The following is a 20,018-nucleotide window of genomic DNA, read 5'->3' on the forward strand; positions in this document are numbered from 1 at the left end:
TTGTGCCTCGGGTCGGATCGATACGTAGGCTCCATGGTCCCACGGGTGGCGACCAGGGACCGGTTTGGGCCACTCGGGGAGCCACTGGTAGTCTGGGCAGCTGTGTCTCTTGCCCTCGTAGCACGAGGCACGTCTCCTCGGAGAACTTCTCGGACAACACTCTCGGGGAGCTTCGGGGTATCTCGGAAAATCATCGGTACGGGACCTTTGCGGGCCCGTGCCTGAACCTGAAAAGGCTCATTCGTGGCGAACATCAAGTCCCAGATCAAGCGGATCAAGACCAACGAGAAGGCTCGGCTGCGCAACAAGGCCGTCAAGTCCTCCCTGAAGACCGCGATCCGCAAGGCCCGCGAGGCTACTGCCGCGGGTGACGTCGAGAAGGCCACCGAGTACCAGCGCGCTGCGGCGCGTCAGCTCGACAAGGCCGTCTCGAAGGGCGTCATCCACAAGAACCAGGCCGCCAACAAGAAGTCGGCGCTTGCTTCCAAGGTCGAGACCCTCAAGGGCTGATCCCCTCAGATCTGATCGCCGGAAGGACCAGGGCGGGCCCTCTCTCATCCGCCCCCGACCGGCACCCACGGATCGCGCACGGCCTGCGTTCGCCACGCGGGCGCGATCCAGCATCGTGAAGCTTTGAACCGAAGGCCCCCGCGCCTCGCCCTTCCCCAGGGCGGGTACGGGGGCCTTCGGTCTGCCCGGGCCGTCTGTCTGTCAGGGGCATCCGCCTGTCGGGCACCCTGGGTCACGGCCGTCGAGGCCGCATGGCCACCGAGGCCGCATCGCCGCCGGAGCCGCATGGCCGCCGGAGCCGTCAGGACCAGAAGTCGTTGCTCGTGTCGATGTCCTCGACGCACTCGTCGAGATCGCTGATCTTGTCACCGACGATCCGGAAGACGATGCCCCCGTTGTCGTCGATGTGCTTGCCGTTGCGGTCGGCGGTGATCCGGTGCAGGGAGACGGCGTGCCCACGGCCGTCGACGAGTACGGTGCGCAGGTCGACGCGCAACGAACCGCCCGTCTCCGAGAACAGCCTGCCGTACATCTCCATGACCGCGTCGAGGCCCTTGAAGTCCCCGGAGAGCATGTGGGAACCGGGCACGTGGTGCGTACAGTCCCCCGTCATCATCCCGCGCAGGGTGTCCATGTCTCCGCGGGTGAAGGCCTCGTATCCCTTGCGGACGAGTACCGCGTGCGGGTGTTCAGCCATGTCGATCGCCACCTTTCGCATGCGCCGGCGATGTGCGTGCGGCTGGTACCCCCGATTCTCCTCCCCGGCGGGGGAACGGCTACTGGATCACCCCGGTGACACCTGGGACGTACGGCTACCCGCGTCCCCCGGACCGCGCCGCCCGCGCGATCGCCACGACGGCCTTCTCGAGGGCGTACTCGGGGTCGTCACCGCCACCCTTCACTCCCGCGTCCGCCTCGGCGACGGCCCGCAGCGCGACGGCCACTCCGTCCGGCGTCCAGCCACGCATCTGCTGGCGCACCCGGTCGATCTTCCAGGGCGGCATGCCCAGCTCCCGCGCGAGATCGGCCGGCCGGCCGCCGCGCGCCGAGGACAGCTTGCCGATGGCCCGCACTCCCTGGGCCAGCGCACTGGTGATCAGCACCGGCGCGACCCCGGTCGCCAGCGACCAGCGCAGCGCCTCCAGCGCCTCGGCGGCTCGCCCCTCCACCGCCCGGTCGGCGACGGTGAAGCTCGAGGCCTCGGCCCGCCCGGTGTAGTACCGCCCGACGACGGCCTCGTCGATGGTCCCCTCGACATCGGCGACCAGCTGGGACACTGCCGAAGCCAGCTCCCGCAGATCGCTGCCGATGGCGTCGACGAGGGTCTGGCACGCCTCGGGCGTGGCCGACCGCCCGGTCGCCCGGAACTCCTGTCGCACGAAGGCCAGCCGGTCCGCCGGCTTGGTCATCTTCGGACAGGCCACCTCCCGCGCCCCCGCCTTGCGCGCCGCGTCCAGCAGCCCCTTGCCCTTGACTCCGCCGGCGTGCAGCAGCACCAGCGTGATCTCCTCGGCGGGCGCCCCCAGATACGCCTTGACGTCCTTGACCGTGTCGGCGGACAGATCATGCGCGTTGCGTACGACCACGACCTTGCGCTCCGCGAAGAGCGACGGGCTGGTCAGTTCGGCGAGCGTGCCGGGTTGCACCTGCTCCGGGGTCAGGTCGCGCACGTCCGTGTCGGCGTCGGCGGCCCTTGCGGCGGCCACCACCTCCTGCACGGCACGGTCGAGCAGGAGGTCCTCCTGGCCCACGGCAAGCGTCAGCGGGGCGAGAGGGTCGTCATTCGCAGTCTTCCTGGCCATCACGGAAAGCATCCCACGAGCCACTGACAACCCGACCCCCACCGACGGGCAACCGCCTGGCCGCCGCCGAGCCGCCGAGCCGCCGAGCCGCCGAGCCGCCGAGCCGCCGAGCTGCCGAGCTGCCGACGGGGCACGCTCACGGCTCCTCCCGCCACCCCTCCCACTCCCCCGCGAACTCGTCCAGCGCCGCCGCGTCGAGCCGTTCCTCCTCGTCTCCCAGCAGGACGAGCCACTGCGCGTCCTCCGCGTCGTCCTCGCCCGCCAACGCGTCCCGGACGACCCTCGGCTCCTCGCGCACCCCGAACCGCTCCCCGAGCGCCTGGGCCACCTCCTCCGCGGCATCGCGATCGGGCAGCACCAGCACATGTCTCACATCACTCACCGCACCATTTTCCGACACGCTCAGGAGCCGGCGCCCCAGCCGGTCCCCCCGACCGGTCGCCCCAACCGGTCATCCAGTCGGCCACCCCCGCTGATCACCCCCGCCGGTCACCCCCGCCGGTCATGCCGGTCACGCCGGTCACCCCCCGCTGATCACCCCAATCAGTCACCCCCGCTAGTCACCTCAGCCGGTCGCCCCAGTCGGTCGCCCCAGTCGGTCACCCCGCCGTCAGCCGAGAGGCTCTCCGCCCTCACCCTCAGTCCCGCGCCACCCGCAGCTCCCCGCCTGTCCCGGCGGCCACCGCCAGCGCCCCGTCCCGGTCCGTCCGCAGCACCGTCGCCCCGCCCGCGCGCAGCGCCGCGACCGTGCTGGGCGCGGGATGCCCGTACGGGTTGTCCGCGCCGCACGAGATCAGCGCCAGCCGTGGCGCCACGGCGCGTATCAGGTCAGGATCCTGGTAGGCCGAGCCGTGATGGGCCACCTTGAGCACGTCCACCCCACGCACCAGCGGTGCCGCCGCCGACCGCAACAGCGCCTGCTGGGCCGGGGGTTCGAGGTCGCCGAGCAGCAGCATCCGCAGCCCGGCCACCCGCACGAGCAGCGTCACGCTCGCGTCGTTCGGCCCGTCCGGTCGCGGCGCCGGGCTCGGTGGCGGCCACAGCACCTCCCAGTCGAGAGCACCGAGCCGCCGTCGCTCCCCGGCCGCGGCCCGCACCACCGGCACGTGCCTGGCCTCCGCCTCCTTCCGTACGAACTCCACCTGGTCCGCGGGCTCCTCGAACCCCGTCGTCTCGATCGCCCCCACCGCCCGGCCCCGCAGCACCCCCGGCAGCCCGGCCACGTGATCGGCGTGGAAGTGGGTCAGCACGACGAGCGGCACCCGGGTGATCCCGAGCTGGCGCAGACACCGGTCGACCAGTACCGGATCCGGTCCGGCATCCACCACCACGCCGGCGCCCCCGCCCGCCGCCAGGACGGTCGCGTCACCCTGCCCCACGTCGCACATCGCAAGCCGCCAGCCCGGTGGCGGCCAGCCCGTGAGCACCCGGGTCAACGGCGGCGGTTGCACCACCGCCAGCAGAAGCAGCACCCCGCAGACCGCGCACAGCCACGGGTGTCGCGACAGCCGCCGCCCGAGCAGCAGCACCCCACTCGTGACCAGGGCGAGCAGCAACGCCCCACCCCAGCTCCCCGGCCAGTCCACTCCCCCGCCGGGCAGCGCCGCCCCGGTCCGCGCCACACCCGCGATCCACCTGGCCGGCCAACTCGCGCACCAGGCCAGCGCCTCGGCCACCGGCATCGCCACGGGAGCGGTCGCCAGCACCGCGAAGCCCAGTACCGTCGCCGGCGCGACCGCGAACTCCACCAGGAGATTGCAGGGCACCGCCACCAGACTCACCCGCGCCGACAGCACAGCCACGACCGGCGCGCACAACGCCTGCGCGGCTCCCGCGGCCGCCAACGCCTCCGCGAGCCGCGGGGGCACCCGGCGCCGTCGCAGCGCGGCACTCCAGCGCGGCGCCAGCGTCAACAGGGCCCCGGTGGCCAGGACGGACAGCAGGAACCCGTAACTCCGGGCCAGCCATGGGTCGTACAGCACCAACAGCAGCACCGCTGTCGCCAGCGCCGGGATCAGGGACCGACGGCGGCCGGTCGCCAGGGCGAGCAGCACGATCGCTCCGCAGGCCGCGGCGCGCAGCACACTCGGGTCGGGCCGGCACACCACCACGAAGCCGAGCGTGAGCGCTCCGCCGAGCAGCGCGGTCGCCCGGAGCGGGACGCCGAGGCGAGGTGCCAGACCGCGGCGCTCGACGTGCTGGGCCAGCCCGGGCGGGCCGAGGAACAGGATGAGGATGATCGTGAGATTGCTCCCCGAAACGGCGAGGGTGTGAGCCAGATCCGTCTCTTTGAACGCCTCGTCCAGTTCGGGTGTGATCCGCGAGGTGTCCCCGACGACCAGCCCCGGCAGCAGTGCTCGTGCGTCCGCCGGAAGTCCGTCGGTGGCCTGCCTGAGCCCCGCCCGCAGCCGCCCCGCCCACCGCTGCGCGCCCGATGGTTCCCGCACGACCGACGGCACCGCTCGGCCCCGCACCCGCAGCACGGCCGCGAATCGGTCCCCGCCGGCCAGCGCGGGCACCAGCCGCCCGGTCACCCGCACCCGTGTGGACGGCAACAGCTCCAGCCACGAAGCCCCGGACCGCGCCCCGGAGCCTTGCGCACCACCGGACACGGGCCGGCCGGCAGCCTCCTCGGGAGCACCGCCGAAATCCTGAGGCCCCGATACCCCACGGCCGGGAATCTCGCGATCCGGCACCTGGCGATCCGGCACCTGTCGATCGGGCGCCTGGCGATCCGGCACCTGTCGATCGGGCGCCTTACGGCCCTCGGGATTCGCCCGTGCTCCACCCGCGCCCCGACGCGAACCTACGTCCACCAGCAGCAGCACCGGGGCCCGCGTCGCCACGGACGTCCGGTCCGCCCCCTCGACGCTGCGCACCTCGGCGTTGATCAGGACGGAGTCCGGGGTCACATGGTCCCCTCTGACCCGGGGCCGGGTGAGTCGTGGGTCGGAGGTGATCTCGACCTCGGCGGTGACGGTCGCGTACTCCCGCGCCAACTCCGGCACCGGCCCCCGGCGCAGATCGGCCCCGTGCAGCCCGGCCGACGCGGCAGCCGCGCCCACGCAGAGCAACGAGGCGGCGACGGTGACCCGGGGCCACATACGCCGGCCGGCAACGGCCCCCGCTCCGCGTCCCGCCGCGCGCCGCCTCACGATCAGAAGGGCACCGGCGGCCAGCAGGCAGACGGCCACGATGCCGGCCACCCACCCCGCAGACGCGTCCAACGTCAGCGCCGCCGTCGCCCAGGCCGCGAGTGCGGGTGGCACGAGCCGTAGATCCACCGGCCCTTCCTGACGCGGATGGGCGTCGCCCAGCCGCTTCCCGGAGGCCGCGTGCACGGCCTGGCGGGCAGGGGAGCCTGGCCCGGCCCGAACACCGACGGCCTGGGTGTCTTCGCGCCTCATGGCCGCACCAGGTTCCGCAGGTCGGCGAAGCGTCGCTCGCCGATGCCGTTGACCTCGCGCAGTTCGTCCACCGACCGGAAACCGCCGTGCTGCGCCCGGTAGTCGATGATGTGCTGCGCCAGTACGGGTCCCACGCCGGGCAGCGTGTCGAACTGGTCCACGGTGCCCGTGTTGAGGGAGACGGGGGCCGGGGGCCCGGCTCCCATGCCCGCACCGGTGGAACCCGCCGCCGAACCCTCTCCCGTCCCGGCGGCCCCGGGCTGCGGGACGGGGCCGCCGACGACGACCTGCTCCCCGTCCACGAGGAAACGCGCGCGGTTGAGACCGTCGGTGTCGGTGCCCGGTCGCACACCACCGGCCGCGCCCAGTGCGTCGACCACCCGTGAACCGGCCGGGAGGCGGTGGATGCCGGGTTTCCTCACCTTGCCGCTGACGTCCACCACGATCTCGGCCCCGGCCGTGTTCCCAGCGCCCGGCAGGCCTGCGGAAGGGGCGGGCCCGGCGGCCGGGTTCGGCTCCCCCGCCTCGTAGGGGGCGGCGGCTCGCACCACCTCCGGCGCCCGCACCGGCTGGGCCCGGCCGACACAGAAGTGCTGCACGGCGAAGGCAGCGGCGAGGACGAGCAGCACCGAGAGCGCGAGCACGCTCCTGCGTTCCAGTCCGCAGCGCGCCAGCAGCCACACCGGCATCCGCTCCCGCAGTGCAAGCCCCACCCGCTCCTGCCAGGGCCCGGCGACACGAGGACTACTCCCCTTACGAACCCCGTCGCCGTCGATGTCGCCATCGGCATCGGTATTGGTACTGGCATCGACATGGACACCGGCACCAGCACCGGCACCGGCACCGGCACCGGCACCGGCACCAGCACTCTGCCCACCCCCGCCGTCGGGCACATCCACTTGCGGCGCACCCGGCCTGTTCTGAGCACCCGGCGGCCCCATCCCCATCTCCCCTTGTTCCCGGGGCCGTTCGACGAACAACGCCTTCGCCCGACGCCGGTTCTCCTCCGCCGAGGCATGCCGGTGTCCGGTCCGTGCGCCGCCTGGCGGACGGAGACGGTGGGTACGGCCGTCGGAGCCGGGGCCCCGGCCGGGGCCGCTGGTCGCGTTCGGGATGCGTGGACGTGATCGAAGTGCCATGCGACGAGGATCGGACACTTCGCCACATCGCGATGATCTTGCTCAATTTCCGGGGACCACCGCCCAGTTGTGGATAACTCCACCACTCACACGAGTGAGCCGGGCTCTCAGCGCGGCGAGACCACGACCCCCAGCAGCCCTGGCCCGGTATGCGCCCCGATCACCGCGCCGACCTCGCTCACATGCAGGTCGGCGAGTCCGGGCACGCGGGACCGCAGACGGTCGGCGAGAGCGGACGCCCGCTCGGGAGCGGCGAGATGGTGGACGGCGATGTCGACGGGCGCGCTGCCCGCCCGGTCGGCCCCGAGTTCCTCCAGGCGCGCGATCGCCTTCGACGCCGTCCGTACCTTCTCCAGGAGGTCGATGCGCCCCCCGTTCAGCTGGAGCAGCGGCTTCACCGCGAGCGCGGAGCCCAACAGGGCCTGGGCGGCGCCGATCCGGCCGCCGCGGCGCAGGTAGTCCAGGGTGTCGACGTAGAAATAGGCGGCGGTGCCGGCGGCCCGCTTCTCCGCCGCGGTGACCGCCTCGTCGACCGTGCCGCCCGCCTCGGCGACCTCGGCCGCCGCGAGCGCGCAGAAGCCGAGTGCCATCGCGACCATGCCGGTGTCCACCACCCGTACCGGCACCGGCGCCTCACGCGCCGCGACGACCGCGGCGTCGTAGGTGCCGGACAGCTCGGCGGAGAGGTGGAGCGAGACGATGCCGGTGGCGCCGGACTCGGCGATCCTGCGATACGTCTCGGCGAAGAGCCGGGGGCTGGGACGCGAGGTGGTGACGGAACGTCGCTTCTGCAAGGCCTGGGCGAGGGAACGGGTCGAGATCTCGGTGCCCTCTTCGAGAGCCTGGTCGCCGAGGACGACGGTCAGGGGCACCGTGGTGATGCCGTGACGCTCCATCGTCCCCTGCGGCAAGTAGGCCGTTGAATCCGTGACGATCGCGACATGGCGGGACATGACCTGGAGGTTACCTGGCGTAGCCCCCGTGCGGCAGCCCGGCCCCTCGCAGCTGGACCACCCTTGACCGAATCAAGTACCACGCCCAACGGCACCTGATCCAGGACCTCGTCACATGACGAACCGGGGTCCCGGAGGGCAGGAATCCGGCACCGGACTCACGTGGTGCTCTCGGGGCGCGGCTTCTTCTGCCAGGGGTAGGCGGGGCGCGGTCCCGGTGGGGTGATGGCGGGCCGGGTCGGTTCCTGCGCGGTGCGCGCACCGGGTGTCTCCGGCCAGGTCTGTCCCGCCGCCGCGCTGTCGGCGGCCGGCGCCTCGGGCCAGGGCGGCGGCGGCTGTGTGGAGGAGTCCGACGTGGTCCAGTGCCGCAGGGCACCGGCCTCGACGTCGATCTGGGTGCTGAGGGAGTCGAGGTCGTCGTCCGCGAAGCGGTGGGCCCGGTCCCGGGCCGCCCAGCGCAGCGAGTCCGCCGATCCCACGATGCGCTCGGTACGCTCCCGCAGCGAAGGCAGCCGCGCGGCGAGCGTCGCCCGGTCCGGTTCGGATTCCAGGCGTTTGAGCTCGCTGTCCAGTTCGTGGCCGTGCGCGCTGAGCCTCCGGAACAGGGCGAGGGACTCCTTGAGGGACTCGTCCTCGGTGACGCCCGCGTACAGCGCGTCCTGGGTGGCCCGCATCGATGTGCGCAGCTTGAGCCTCAACTGGGCGATCTCACCGGCCGGTCCGAACTGGGCGAAGGACTTGGCCCGCAGAGTGTGGTCCTCGACCGTGCGGCGGGCCTGGTCGATGGTGCGGTCGACGCCCCGCTTGGCGGCGCCGATCACCTTCACCGTGGCGTAGGCGCCGAGCACCAGGAAAAGCACGAAGAGCAGGGCGACGACTGCGATCACTGCTTCCACGAGCTCCTCCTTCGGCCTGCACGACACATCCGGCGCCGCACAGGGCACGCCGTACTTCAAACGGTAAACGAGAAGGGCAGGCTCGGAGTTCCAGAAGAACCCCGAACCTGCCCGTAGGGGACTACCCGGAGCCGCACCCGCCGGCCCGCGACACCCGGCCCCGCCGTGTGTACCGCCTGGTCATGCGCACCATCCGGTCATGATCGTCGGCAGGACACGCTCATGCGTACCACCCCGTCATGTTCACGCTCACGCTCACGCCGGAACGATGTTCACCAGCTTCGGCGCCCGCACGATGACCTTGCGGATACCGGCCCCGCCCAGCGCCTTCACGACACCCTCGTCGGCCAGCGCCACCTTCTCCAGCTCCTCGTCGGAGATCGCCGGGGACACCTCCAGGCGCGCCTTGACCTTGCCCTTGATCTGCACGACGCAGGTCACGCTCTCGTCCACGACGTAGGCCGGGTCGGCGACCGGCAGGTCCTGGTGGACGACCGAGTCGGTGTGGCCCAGCCGGCGCCACAGCTCCTCGGCGACGTGCGGGGCCAGCGGGGCGACCAGCAGCACCAGGGGCTCGGCGACGGAACGCGACACCGCGCCGCCCGCCTTGGTCAGGTGGTTGTTCAGCTCGGTGATCTTGGCGATGGCGGTGTTGAAGCGCAGGCCCTCCAGGTCCTGGCGCACCCCGTCGATCGCCTTGTGCAGGGCCCGCAGGGTGTCCTCGTCGGGCTCGGCGTCGACGACGCTCAGCTCGCCGGTGGTCTCGTCGACGACGTTGCGCCACAGCCGCTGCAGCAGGCGGTACTGGCCCACCACCGCGCGCGTGTCCCACGGGCGCGACACGTCCAGCGGGCCCATCGCCATCTCGTACAGGCGCAGGGTGTCGGCGCCGTACTCGACGCAGATCTCGTCCGGAGTGACCGCGTTCTTCAGGGACTTGCCCATCTTGCCCAGCAGGCGGCTGACCTTCTCGCCCTGGTGGAAGTACGCGCCGTCGCGCTCCTCCACCTCGGCGGCGGGCACCGGGAAGCCGCGGCTGTCGCGGTAGACGTAGGCCTGGATCATGCCCTGGTTGAACAGCTTGTGGAACGGCTCCGCGGAGGAGACGTGCCCCAGGTCGAACAGGACCTTGGACCAGAAGCGGGCGTACAGCAGGTGCAGTACGGCGTGCTCGGCGCCGCCGACGTACAGGTCGACACCGCCGTGCGGCTGGCCCTCGCGCGGGCCCATCCAGTACTGCTCGATCTCCGGGTCGACCAGCTTCTCGCTGTTGTGCGGGTCCAGATAGCGCAGCTCGTACCAGCAGGAACCGGCCCAGTTGGGCATGGTGTTGGTTTCGCGGCGGTACCTGCGCGGACCGTTGCCGTCGCCCAGGTCCAGGGTGACGTTCACCCAGTCCTCGTTGCGCGACAGCGGCGTCTCCGGGGAGGTGTCCGCGTCGTCCGGGTCGAAGGTGCGCGGCGAGTAGTCCTCGACCTCCGGCAGCTCCAGCGGCAGCATCGACTCGGGCAGCGAGTGGGCGACGCCGTCCTCGTCGTAGACGATCGGGAAGGGCTCGCCCCAGTAGCGCTGCCGGCTGAACAGCCAGTCACGCAGGCGGAAGTTGACGGTGCCCTTGCCGATGCTCTTGCGCGCCAGCCACTCGGTGATGCGCGCCTTGGCCTCGACGACGCCCAGGCCGTCCAGCGAGATGTCGTCGTTGGAGGAGTCGATGATCTTCGCGTCGTACGACCCGAAGGCGTTCTCCCACGTCGACGTGTCGGTGCCGCGGCCGTCGGTCGGCTCGACGATGCAGCGGATCGGCAGCTCGAAGGCGCGCGCGAACTCGAAGTCGCGCTGGTCGCCCGCCGGGACGGCCATGATCGCGCCGGTGCCGTAGCCCATCAGCACGTAGTCGGCGATGAAGACGGGGACCTGCTCGCCGTTGGCCGGGTTGGTCGCGTACACGCCGGTGAAGACGCCGGTCTTGTCCTTGGCCTCGGCCTGGCGCTCGACGTCGGACTTCGACGCGGCCTGTGCCCGGTACGCGGCGACGGCCTCGGCGGGGCTCGCGTGGCCGCCGGTCCAGACGTCGTGCGTGCCTTCGGGCCAGGTGTCCGGGGTGAACTTGTCGACCAGCGGGTGCTCGGGCGCCAGGACCATGTAGGTCGCCCCGAACAGGGTGTCCGGGCGCGTGGTGAAGACCGTGATGCGCTCGCCGTCCACGGGGAAGTCGACGCGCGCGCCCTCGGAGCGGCCGATCCAGTTGCGCTGCTGGAGCTTGATCGCCTCGGGCCAGTCCAGCGCGTCCAGGTCGTCCAGCAGCCGGTCCGCGTAGGCGGTGATGCGCATGTTCCACTGGCGCAGCTTGGCCTTGAAGACGGGGAAGTTGCCGCGCTCGGAACGGCCGTCGGCGGTGACCTCCTCGTTGGCCAGCACGGTGCCCAGACCTGGGCACCAGTTGACCGGGGCCTCGGAGGCGTAGGCCAGGCGGTACTCGCTCAGGACGTCGGCGCGCTCGGTGGCGGTCAGCTCGTTCCACGCGCGCGTGGAGCCCGGTACGCCGCGCTCACCGGACTCGAACTGGGCGACCAGTTCGGCGATCGGACGGGCCTTGTCCGCCTCGTCGTCGTACCAGGAGTTGAAGATCTGCAGGAAGATCCACTGGGTCCACTTGTAGTAGTCCGGGTCGATCGTGGCGAACGACCGGCGCTTGTCGTGGCCCAGGCCCAGCCGGCGCAGCTGGGACTTCATGTTGTTGATGGCCGCTTCGGTGGTGATCCGAGGGTGTTCGCCCGTCTGCACGGCGTGCTGCTCGGCGGGCAGGCCGAAGGCGTCGAAGCCCAGGGTGTGCAGGACGTTGTGGCCGGTCATGCGCTGGAAGCGCGCGAAGACGTCGGTCGCGATGTAGCCCAGGGGGTGGCCGACGTGCAGGCCAGCACCGGAGGGGTACGGGAACATGTCCATGATGAACTTCTTGGGCCGGGCCACCAGCTCGGGGTCACCGGCCAGGTCGCCCTTCGGGTTCGGTGCGGCGTACGTACCCTCGGCGTCCCAGAAGTCCTGCCAGCGTGCCTCGATCTCGGCGGCCATGGCAGCCGTGTAGCGGTGCGGCGCTGCCTCCGCCGGTGCGGCGGCGGCAGCGGGGTTCGTCTCGCTCATGGTCCTCAAAGCTCCATCGATCGTCTCTGCCAGCGGGTTGTCGTCCAGGAAACGAAAAATCCCCTCGCACAGGAGGGGACGCCGCGCCGATTCCGAACCGTCCGATCACCGGCGGTCGGGACTGATCAGCGCGGCTCGCTAAGCAGAAGGCGTACAGCACGCATGGCGTTAGGGTACCGCAGGCCTTGAGCAAGCCGCGACGCTCGTACGTATGCATGGTCGCGACAACGTTGCTGCGACCACAATGGCGAGGCCGGAACTGAACCAAGATCAAGGGTTACTTCGCGTAACAGTAGCTAAGGGACATCACAACAGCCACATTGTCGTTTGATAACAGCGCAATAACTCAAACCTCGTACCCATTGGTATGGAGCCACTTAGAGTTCGGCAGCGGGACCGCTTTCCCGAAACTGCTCGGAGTTGCCCCCATGAACCCTCGTCCTAGTAACAGCTCGCTTCCCAAGCCCGGCCGGTCGGCCTATGGGGTGGCGACGGCTGTCGTCCTGGTCCTCATACCCGTGGTCGTCCTGGTCGGCGGCGACCAGTTCCAGGCGTTCCTCAACTTCGGTGCGGGCGTGCTGTCACTGGTATGCCTCACCTGCTCGGTCATCTGGGGTCTCGTCGCCCAGGACCGGCTCATCCTCAACACGCGCCAGCGGATCATCGCGCAGGGCATCCACCGGGTGACCGCGGTGGGCTCCATCGCGTTCCTCGTCGTGCACATCGCCGTCAAGCTGGTGCTGCAACACACCGTCCTGATCGCCGCGCTGATCCCGTTCAGCCTGGGCGTCAAGGGCAGCGCCGGACTCATCGGCCTCGGCTCCCTGGCCGCCCTGCTCATGATCTTCGTCGGCATCACCGGCGCGCTGCGCAACCGGTTCGCCGCACCCGCCGAGGTAGCCGCCCGCTGGCGCGCGATGCACATGCTGGCCTACCCGGCGCTGTGCGCGGCCCTGATCCACGGCCTGTTCGCGGGGCGCGCCGCCAAGCCGTTCTTCATGGTCTCGTACGAGCTGTGCCTGGCCGGGGTCATGGCCGCCCTCGCGCTGCGCGCCGCCCCGCGCCCGTTCAAGCGCAAGGTCGCCGACCGGATCGCCACGATCCTGGGCACGCAGGACCGCTCCGCGATGGACGGCCTGGACGCGTCACGCGCGCGCGTGGGAGAGACCGGATCGTCCGCGCTGCCCGGCTACGAGGGCCGCTCGGGCCGCTCGCCGCTGACCGACACGATGAGCTCCACCCGGATGTCCCCGCCGTCGTCACCGCTGTACGACACGCCCGCGCCCGCCGCCCAGGAGCCCGCGAACGGCTTCGCGGCCGCCTATCGCGCCGTCAACACACCGCAGCGAGGCCAGCAGCAGCCCTACGCCGCCGACCAGACGGCGCGGATGAACCTGCCCTTCGACATCCAGGCCACCGAGGCGATCCCCCGGGTCGACAACGGAGGCAGCACCTCGGGCAGCTGGCCGGTCCCGTCCCCGCCGCCGGTCGGCGAGGCACCCCCGTCGGCCTACGACCCGCTCCAGGACACGGGATTCAGCATCCCGGTCTACAACAATTCGGGCACCGCCGGGTACGGCGGACGTGACGTGTACGACACCGGTGAGACGAACCCCCCTTACGGGACGTACAACCAGAACGACACGTACAACAGCGGTCCCGCCAATGAACCATCACCTGGCTCGTCGTTCGACGCACCGGGTTCGGGCGAACCTTGGAACACGCCTTCCGGAGGCTATAGGTGAACGAGGCCCTGCCCGACGTCCCAGAAGTCCGCGTGGTCGGGCTTCCACAGCTCACGTCGGGCTTCGACCTTGTCGAGAGACTCGACCTGCCCATGCACCTGAAGGTGCACGGGCCGCTCGAACCCCTGGGCGGAGAGGCACTCGCGAAGCTCTCCGAGAACATCAACCTGAAGGGGCGCGGCGGCGCGGGCTTCCCCTTCCACAAGAAGCTGCGCTCGGTCGCCGAGGCGGCGATCAAGCGCGGCGTACGGCCGGTCGTCGTCGTCAACGGCAGCGAGGACGAACCGGCCTGCCGCAAGGACACGGTGCTCATCAACCGTGCCCCGCACCTCATCCTGGACGGCGCGCTGCTGGTCGCGGAGGCGCTGGGTGCCCGCACGCTCGTGGTGGGGGTCACCCGCGAATCCACCCAGCGCTCCATGGAGGCCGCGCTCGCCGAGCGCGGCCTCAGCAACGGCCGTAGATCGGCGCTGAAGGCGTTCGTCCAACGCAACCCGATCCGCATGGTCACCGGCGCCGCCGCGTCACTGGTCCGCTCGATCGACGGCGGCCCGCCGATCCCGCCCGGCCGCAAGGTCAGCGCCTCGCAGAACGGCGTCGGCGGCGCGCCCACCCTGCTCTCCAACGCCGAGACGTTCGCCCAGCTGGCCATCGCCGCCCGCATCGGCCCGGAGCGCTACGGCAACACCGGCCTGTACGACGAGCCGGGCACCGTCATGCTGACGGTCTCCGGCGCGGTCGCCCGCCCGATGGTGATCGAGGTTCCCACGGGCGTGCCGCTGCGCTACGTCCTTCAGCTCGCCGGCGCCCCGCCGGTGCCCCAGGGCGTGCTGACCGGCGGCTACCACGGCAAGTGGATCGACGCGGCGACCGTCAACGAGGCGATCGTCTCCCGCAACTCCCTCGACGCGGTGGGCGGGGCGCTCGGCGCCGGCGCGATCCTGCCGATCAGCCAGGAGACCTGCCCGCTGGGCGAGTCGCTGCGCGTGGCCCAGTGGCTGGCCGACGAGAGCGCGGGACAGTGCGGTCCCTGCTACCTCGGCCTGCCTGCCGCCGCACGCGGCATGGAGGACATCATCAACGGCGGCGGCCCGGCCGCCCTGGAAGCGCTCAAGCAGGTCGCCAAGAACGTCAAGCGGCGCGGTGCGTGCTCGCACCCGGACGGCTCCGCGATGTTCCTCGAGTCGACCATCAAGGCGTTCACCGACGACCTGGCCGCCCATGTCCTCGGCAACGGCTGCGGACGCCCCGTGGAGGGCGTTCTGCCGCTCTTCGAGGCCGGCATGGCCCCGGCGGCCATCACGAGCGGCATCGCGCCGGAGGAGAGCGGCTCGAGCCGCCAGAAGATCTTCGTCGACTGGACGCTGTGCCGCGGCCACGGCCTGTGCGCCGACATCCTCCCGGAGGTCTTCCAACTGGGCGCCGACGGCTTCCCGACGGTGGCACAGGCGAAGGTGCCGCAGAACGCGGAGGCGAAGGCGCTGCGCGCGGTACGCCGCTGCCCGGCCCTCGCCCTGCGCGTCGAGGAGGACACGCGCCCGCAGGCGCCCGCCCGCAATCTCCCGGTCCTCTCCCAGGGCCGCGGCCGCCGCGCCCTCGGCCGCTAGAGCGCTACGCCGACGACAGACCGGCAGACGACAAGGGGCCGCCTGAGAACAGGCGGCCCCGAACCGTCGGTCCTGACGGAATGTCCGAAGAGGGAATGCCGGAACGCGATCCGAACGCAAAAAGATCTCACCGGATCGAATCCGATCCGGCGAGATCTGCTGTGGAGCTAAGGAGAATTGAACTCCTGACCTCCTGCATGCCATGCAGGCGCTCTACCAACTGAGCTATAGCCCCTCGCGGCCGAGCGGCGAAGCCGCGTGCTGACCGTGCCGCCCGGTTTCCCCGGCGGCGACGCCAACATTACCGGCCCGGGGCGTGGACCACCAAATCGTTTCGACCCTGTCCGGTTTCAACCGGTATGCGGGTCAAGCGGTGACGAACGAGTAGAACCGCTTGAGCGTGCAGTGCTCCTCGAGGAGCCGCCCGTAGATCGGCTCGCCCTCCAGCTCCCGGTACGTCTCGATCGGGTCGCCTTTTATGATCAGCGCCCGCGCGCATTCCTCGCACCAGTACTGGTAGTCGGGGTTGACCGGCTCCATGTCGCGGACGATCGGGGTGCCGCTGCCGCACCAGTCGCACTTTCGCCTGTGTGCACCCATCGATCAGCTCCAGCTGTGGCCGCAGGCCGTGCACACGTAGGAAATCCCGCCGTTGTCACCGAGAACCTGGGCCACATGACCGGAACCACAGGAGGGGCAGCTGAGCCGGGTGGCCTTGTCCGGCGTCACCGCCGCTTCGGAGAGGTCACCGACCTCTCCGAAGATGCTCGCAGGCATCGCTACTCCCTCCCGTCGGGCCGCGCTCCCTTCCGGCCGTTTGATTCTGCCACGGCCGGGCCAATACGGTCAGCGACGCCTCAGTACCAGTCCGGACACGGCACCCAGGACAGCTGTCGTAGCGAGCGCGAACATGCATGTGAGAAGCGCTTCCGAAGAGGTATACGCCGCCGGGCCCCCAAGTGACTCAAGCCGGTGGAAGAACAGTGTGCCGAAGGCCGCGACGCCGATCAGCTGCCCGAGCTGGGTCACCGTGGCGAGCAGTCCGCTGGCGTCCGCCGCGTCCTCGGGCCGCACCGCCGCCAGCGCCCCGGTGAGTGTCGGGCTGAAGGCGAGGGCGAGCCCGACGCCCACGCCGGCGTACGCCGCGTACAGCCAGGCACCACCGTGGTCGCCGCCCCGGAAGGCAAGGCCCACTCCCAGCACGGACAGCGCGGTGAGCGTGAACCCCGCCGGGGCCAGGGACCGTTGCCAGGATGCGGGCCACCTGCGCCAGGTCAGTCCGACCACCCCGAAGACCACCGCGGTCGGCGCGAAGGTGAGGCCGGCGCGCAGCGCGCTGTAGCCGAGGCCACCCTGGACGTGCAGGGTCAGCACGAACAGGAAGCCCCCGTTGACCGCCATGACGGCCAGGACGCGCAGGACGGCGAGACCCATCCCGGGGTGACGCAGAACACGGGGCGCGATCAGTGGGGCGCCGCCCAGCCGGGCGAGCCGGGCCTCGTAGCCGCGGAACAGCACCAGCACGAACGCGCCGACGGCCAGCGACACCCAGGACCACACCGGCCAGTCCTTCTCCTGTCCGAGCACGAGCGGCACCGTGATCAGCGAGACGGCGGCGCCCAGGAGCACGAGACCGGGCCAGTCCATCCCGCGCGCCCCTTCACGCGCCCCCGCGCCCGCCGCTGCCCGTCCCACTCCCCCGCCACGGGGCAGGACCCGCCTGCCGACGACCAGCAGGACCAGGCCCACCGGCACGTTCACGAGGAACACCGGACGCCAGCCGGTGCCCAGCAGGTCGGCGGCGACCAGGACGCCGCCCACCACCTGCCCGGCGGCCGCACCGACGGCGAGGACCGCCGAGTAGGCGCCCAGCGCCCGCACCCGGGCCTCGCCGGTGAACGTGCGCTGGATCAGGCTGAGCACCTGCGGGATCATCACCGCCGACCCGGCGCCCTGCACCAGTCGGAACACGATCAGTTCGGTACCGCCCTGAGCCAGCCCGCAGGCCAGCGAGGCGGTCGTGAACAGAGCGAGTCCGACGAGGTGGACGCGGCCGTGCCCGAACCGGTCGCCGAGGCGCGCGCCGGTGATCAGCAGCACCGAGTACGTGATGGCGTATCCGGCGACGACCAGTTGGAGGTCCGCGCCGGACGCGTTCAGGTCGGAACCGATCGTGGGGGCCGCGACGTTCACGATGAAGACGTCGAGCAGTGCCATGAACTGGGCTGCGAGCACGACCGCCAGCAGCCGCCGGGGCCGATTGTCAGTGCCAGGGTCTTTACTGGCAGCAGGACTTGAAGCGGGTGGAACGGGCGCGGGGACCGGGCTCGTCCGGGGTGTCGTCGTCATGCGTCGAGCGTGACGAGGATCCGGTACGGGTGCCGAGAGCCCGCCGATGCTGGTACTGACGGCACCTGGCAGGGGACGGGCGGGGGATCGACCATGGGGGACGTGACGATGGTGACGCGAACAGGCACGGAGACGAGGCCGGAGACAAGGCTTGATACAAGGCCGGAGCCGCGACCGGTGCCGCGGCCCGCGCCTGGGTCGCCGCATCGGCGCCGCCCCGAGCTGGCCTCGTTCCTGCGCAGCAGGCGGGCCCGGGTGACACCGGGTGACGTCGGGATGCCACCCGGGCTGCGGCGCCGCACACCGGGACTGCGGCGCGAGGAGGTCGCGCAGCTCTCGGGCGTGGGCGTGACCTGGTACACCTGGCTGGAGCAGGGCCGGCCGATCAACGCCTCCGCCCAGGTCCTGGACGCCGTGGCGCGCACACTGCGGCTCGATCCGCCGGAGCGGGAGCATCTGTACCACCTGGCGGAGGTGCCCTACGCGCCCGTGCCGGAAGCCCTGGTGCAGAGTGTGGGTCCGGAGATCCAGGGCATCATCGACGCCCTGGCGCCCCGGCCGGCGGTGGTCTACAACTCCCGCTACGACATCCTGGCCGCCAACCCCGTCTACCACGACCTGTTCATCACGCCGGTGGACGCCTGCGGGCCGGGGCCGAACAACGCGCTGTGGCGGCTGTTCACGGTCCGGGAGCAGGACTGCCCGCTGCTGTTCCGGGACAAGGAGCTGCCGGTGATGGTGGCGACCCTGCGGGCGTCGTACGGGCTGCATGCCGGTGAGCCCGGGTGGGAGGACTTCATACGCCGGCTGTCGCAGGCGAGCCCGCTGTTCACGCGGCTGTGGGAGTCCGGTGACGTGGCGGAGCCCGGCCGCCGGGTGAAGGTCTTCCGGCACGAGGCGGTGGGCGAGCTGCGGATGACGTCGATGTCACTGTCGATCAACGGGATGCCCGAGTGCCGGATCGTCGTCTACACGCCGGACGACGAGGAGACCGAGCGCCGCACGGCCGTACTGCGGAACGGAGCGACAAAAAACCCCGCCCCCTGACGGGGGGCGGGGGGCGGGGTCTTCGTGAACAGATCTCGACCGATCGCTACCGATCTTTGACAACTCAACAGAGTGTCGACCGACAGACCAGGTGATCCGTGGAGCTAAGGAGAATTGAACTCCTGACCTCCTGCATGCCATGCAGGCGCTCTACCAACTGAGCTATAGCCCCTTGCGTTCTTCCCGCTCGGCGGGCGAACAAGAAGAACTTTAGCCTGCGACCTGCCGGAAAGTGAAATCCGGGTCCCGGCGGCCGCACGGCCCTCAGTCGTCGTCGCCGAGCACCGGTTCGGGCAGGGTGCCGGCGTTGTGCTCGAGCAGGCGCCAGCCCCGAGCGCCCTCGCCGAGGACGGACCAGCAGCAGTTGGAGAGACCGCCGAGGGCCTCCCAGTGATGGGCGTCCAGGCCGAGGAGACGGCCGATGGTGGTGCGGATGGTGCCGCCGTGACTGACGACGACGAGCGTGCCGTCCTCGGGCAGCTTCTCGGCGTGCCGCAGCACCACGGGAGCGGCGCGGTCGGCGACCTCGGACTCCAGTTCGCCGCCCCCGCGGCGGACCGGCTCACCGCGCTTCCACGCCGTGTACTCAGCACCGTGGGCGGCGATGATCTCGTCGTGCGTCAGCCCCTGCCAGAGGCCCGCGTACGTCTCGCGCAGGGCCTCGTCGTGGGTCGCCTCGAGGCCGGTGAGGGCAACGAGCTCGGCGGCCGTGTTCGCGGCCCGCGACAGATCCGAGGAGACGATCGCGTCGGGCTGGAGCGAGGCGAGCAGCCGGGCGGCACGGCGGGCCTGGGCCACGCCGGTCTCGGTCAGCTCCACGTCCGTCGTGCCCTGGAAGCGGCGCTCCACGTTCCAGGCGGTCTGGCCGTGCCGCCACAGGATGACGCGGCGGCCACGGCCCGGCCGGCCGTCGGCGGCCGGGCCCGCGGCGGCGCTCACCGCAGGTCCCCGAAACCGGCGGTGTCGTCCTCCTCGGCCTCGGCCTGCAGCTTGGCGTGCTCCTGGGCCTTGCCGCGGGTCGCCTTGGCGTCGGCGGGCAGCTCCAGCTCTGGGCAGTCCTTCCACAGCCGCTCCAGAGCGTAGAAGACGCGCTCCTCGCTGTGCTGGACGTGGACGACGATGTCGACGTAGTCGAGCAGGATCCAGCGGGCGTCGCGGTCGCCCTCCCGGCGTACGGGCTTGACGCCGAGCTCCTTCTGGAGGCGCTCCTCGATCTCGTCGACGATCGACTTGACCTGGCGGTCGTTGGGCGCGGAGGCCAGCAGGAAGGCGTCCGTGATCGACAGCACGTCGCTGACGTCGTACGCGATGATGTCGTGCGCGAGCTTGTCGGCAGCCGCCTGGGCGGCGGACTGGATGAGCTCGATGGAGCGGTCGGTGGCGGTCACTACGTGGCTTTCCGTCGGCGGACACTTGTCCCCA

17 protein-coding genes and 2 tRNA genes are annotated in these 20,018 nt (G+C 71.2%); 4 read left to right on the forward strand and 15 right to left on the reverse strand.

The window, feature by feature from the left end; translation table 11 throughout:
- The first annotated feature begins 243 nt into the window (after positions 1–243).
- A complete protein-coding gene (gene rpsT / locus ACFWBD_RS03865) occupies positions 244–510 on the forward strand; it encodes a 30S ribosomal protein S20 (protein ID WP_385662178.1) in 267 nt (88 codons plus the stop codon).
- A 301-nt stretch (positions 511–811) separates the two neighbouring features.
- Here rpsT and ACFWBD_RS03870 read toward each other — a convergent pair whose 3' ends face one another.
- The 8 genes from ACFWBD_RS03870 to leuS all read right to left on the reverse strand — a co-directional run bounded on the left by ACFWBD_RS03870 (position 812) and on the right by leuS (position 11,848).
- Positions 812–1,207 (reverse strand): nuclear transport factor 2 family protein, encoded by a 396-nt coding sequence (locus ACFWBD_RS03870; RefSeq protein WP_385662181.1) that lies wholly within the window; start codon positions 1,205–1,207, stop codon positions 812–814.
- A gap of 115 nt (positions 1,208–1,322) precedes the next feature.
- Positions 1,323–2,312: a DNA polymerase III subunit delta gene (gene holA / locus ACFWBD_RS03875; protein WP_385662183.1), complete on the reverse strand. Its 990-nt coding sequence runs from the start codon at positions 2,310–2,312 to the stop codon at positions 1,323–1,325.
- Between the two features lie 136 nt (positions 2,313–2,448).
- On the reverse strand, positions 2,449–2,694 hold the full coding sequence (locus tag ACFWBD_RS03880; RefSeq protein WP_351753905.1) for a hypothetical protein: 246 nt from the start codon (positions 2,692–2,694) through the stop codon (positions 2,449–2,451).
- Between the two features lie 256 nt (positions 2,695–2,950).
- On the reverse strand, positions 2,951–5,719 hold the full coding sequence (locus ACFWBD_RS03885) for a ComEC/Rec2 family competence protein (protein WP_385662186.1): 2,769 nt from the start codon (positions 5,717–5,719) through the stop codon (positions 2,951–2,953).
- The gene (locus ACFWBD_RS03890) at positions 5,716–6,858 is read right to left on the reverse strand and encodes a helix-hairpin-helix domain-containing protein (protein WP_385662188.1); all 1,143 of its coding nucleotides are present in this window, start codon (positions 6,856–6,858) and stop codon (positions 5,716–5,718) included. The genes ACFWBD_RS03885 and ACFWBD_RS03890 overlap by 4 nt, the downstream gene beginning before the upstream one ends.
- 107 nt (positions 6,859–6,965) lie before the next feature.
- Positions 6,966–7,811: a DegV family protein gene (locus tag ACFWBD_RS03895; protein WP_385662191.1), complete on the reverse strand. Its 846-nt coding sequence runs from the start codon at positions 7,809–7,811 to the stop codon at positions 6,966–6,968.
- Between the two features lie 158 nt (positions 7,812–7,969).
- Positions 7,970–8,707 carry a hypothetical protein gene (locus ACFWBD_RS03900; RefSeq protein WP_385662194.1) on the reverse strand — a complete coding sequence of 246 codons (738 nt, stop codon included), beginning with the start codon at positions 8,705–8,707 and terminating at the stop codon, positions 7,970–7,972.
- 255 nt (positions 8,708–8,962) lie between these two features.
- Positions 8,963–11,848, reverse strand: coding sequence for a leucine--tRNA ligase (gene leuS, locus ACFWBD_RS03905; protein ID WP_385662197.1), 2,886 nt, complete (start codon positions 11,846–11,848; stop codon positions 8,963–8,965).
- A 428-nt stretch (positions 11,849–12,276) separates the two neighbouring features.
- Here leuS and ACFWBD_RS03910 point away from each other — a divergent pair, with 428 nt between their 5' ends.
- Positions 12,277–13,593, forward strand: coding sequence for a ferric reductase-like transmembrane domain-containing protein (locus tag ACFWBD_RS03910; RefSeq protein ID WP_385662199.1), 1,317 nt, complete (start codon positions 12,277–12,279; stop codon positions 13,591–13,593).
- Complete coding sequence (locus tag ACFWBD_RS03915) at positions 13,590–15,200, forward strand: NADH-ubiquinone oxidoreductase-F iron-sulfur binding region domain-containing protein (protein WP_385662202.1); 1,611 nt, start codon at positions 13,590–13,592, stop codon at positions 15,198–15,200. The genes ACFWBD_RS03910 and ACFWBD_RS03915 overlap by 4 nt, the downstream gene beginning before the upstream one ends.
- Before the next feature lie 162 nt (positions 15,201–15,362).
- Here the strand turns inward: ACFWBD_RS03915 and ACFWBD_RS03920 are convergent.
- The 4 genes from ACFWBD_RS03920 to ACFWBD_RS03935 form a co-directional block, all read right to left on the reverse strand.
- Positions 15,363–15,435 (reverse strand) — tRNA-Ala (locus tag ACFWBD_RS03920).
- A 131-nt stretch (positions 15,436–15,566) separates the two neighbouring features.
- Complete coding sequence (locus tag ACFWBD_RS03925) at positions 15,567–15,800, reverse strand: hypothetical protein (protein ID WP_003976229.1); 234 nt, start codon at positions 15,798–15,800, stop codon at positions 15,567–15,569.
- Positions 15,801–15,803: 3 nt separating this feature from the next.
- Positions 15,804–15,977 (reverse strand): hypothetical protein, encoded by a 174-nt coding sequence (locus tag ACFWBD_RS03930; RefSeq protein WP_385662204.1) that lies wholly within the window; start codon positions 15,975–15,977, stop codon positions 15,804–15,806.
- Between the two features lie 69 nt (positions 15,978–16,046).
- Positions 16,047–17,435, reverse strand: coding sequence for an MFS transporter (locus ACFWBD_RS03935; RefSeq protein ID WP_385662207.1), 1,389 nt, complete (start codon positions 17,433–17,435; stop codon positions 16,047–16,049).
- A gap of 390 nt (positions 17,436–17,825) precedes the next feature.
- Between ACFWBD_RS03935 and ACFWBD_RS03940 the strand changes: the two genes are divergently transcribed.
- Positions 17,826–18,596 (forward strand): helix-turn-helix transcriptional regulator, encoded by a 771-nt coding sequence (locus tag ACFWBD_RS03940; RefSeq protein WP_385662210.1) that lies wholly within the window; start codon positions 17,826–17,828, stop codon positions 18,594–18,596.
- Positions 18,597–18,695: 99 nt separating this feature from the next.
- On the opposite strand, the gene ACFWBD_RS03945 is transcribed toward ACFWBD_RS03940, so the two are convergent.
- The 3 genes from ACFWBD_RS03945 to rsfS form a co-directional block, all read right to left on the reverse strand.
- A tRNA-Ala gene (locus tag ACFWBD_RS03945) sits at positions 18,696–18,768 on the reverse strand.
- Between the two features lie 92 nt (positions 18,769–18,860).
- Entirely contained in the window at positions 18,861–19,535 is a 675-nt protein-coding gene (locus ACFWBD_RS03950; RefSeq protein WP_385662212.1) for a histidine phosphatase family protein, read from the reverse strand.
- On the reverse strand, positions 19,532–19,984 hold the full coding sequence (gene rsfS, locus ACFWBD_RS03955; RefSeq protein ID WP_385662215.1) for a ribosome silencing factor: 453 nt from the start codon (positions 19,982–19,984) through the stop codon (positions 19,532–19,534). Before rsfS ends, ACFWBD_RS03950 begins: the two co-directional genes overlap by 4 nt.
- Positions 19,985–20,018: the final 34 nt, after the last annotated feature.

Source organism: Streptomyces sp. NPDC060002 (assembly GCF_042737245.1).
In the GTDB taxonomy this organism is placed as follows: domain Bacteria; phylum Actinomycetota; class Actinomycetes; order Streptomycetales; family Streptomycetaceae; genus Streptomyces.

Bases quoted from the DNA above. Each gene is read 5' to 3' on its own strand.
- holA (WP_385662183.1), bottom strand. From the start codon at position 2,312: ATGGCCAGGAAGACTGCGAATGACGACCCTCTCGCCCCGCTGACGCTT.
- ACFWBD_RS03895 (WP_385662191.1), bottom strand. From the start codon at position 7,811: ATGTCCCGCCATGTCGCGATCGTCACGGATTCAACGGCCTACTTGCCG.
- leuS (WP_385662197.1), bottom strand. From the start codon at position 11,848: ATGAGCGAGACGAACCCCGCTGCCGCCGCCGCACCGGCGGAGGCAGCG.
- ACFWBD_RS03885 (WP_385662186.1), bottom strand. From the start codon at position 5,719: ATGAGGCGCGAAGACACCCAGGCCGTCGGTGTTCGGGCCGGGCCAGGC.
- ACFWBD_RS03925 (WP_003976229.1), bottom strand. From the start codon at position 15,800: ATGGGTGCACACAGGCGAAAGTGCGACTGGTGCGGCAGCGGCACCCCG.
- ACFWBD_RS03890 (WP_385662188.1), bottom strand. From the start codon at position 6,858: ATGGCACTTCGATCACGTCCACGCATCCCGAACGCGACCAGCGGCCCC.
- ACFWBD_RS03940 (WP_385662210.1), top strand. From the start codon at position 17,826: ATGCCACCCGGGCTGCGGCGCCGCACACCGGGACTGCGGCGCGAGGAG.
- ACFWBD_RS03870 (WP_385662181.1), bottom strand. From the start codon at position 1,207: ATGGCTGAACACCCGCACGCGGTACTCGTCCGCAAGGGATACGAGGCC.
- ACFWBD_RS03930 (WP_385662204.1), bottom strand. From the start codon at position 15,977: ATGCCTGCGAGCATCTTCGGAGAGGTCGGTGACCTCTCCGAAGCGGCG.
- ACFWBD_RS03910 (WP_385662199.1), top strand. From the start codon at position 12,277: ATGAACCCTCGTCCTAGTAACAGCTCGCTTCCCAAGCCCGGCCGGTCG.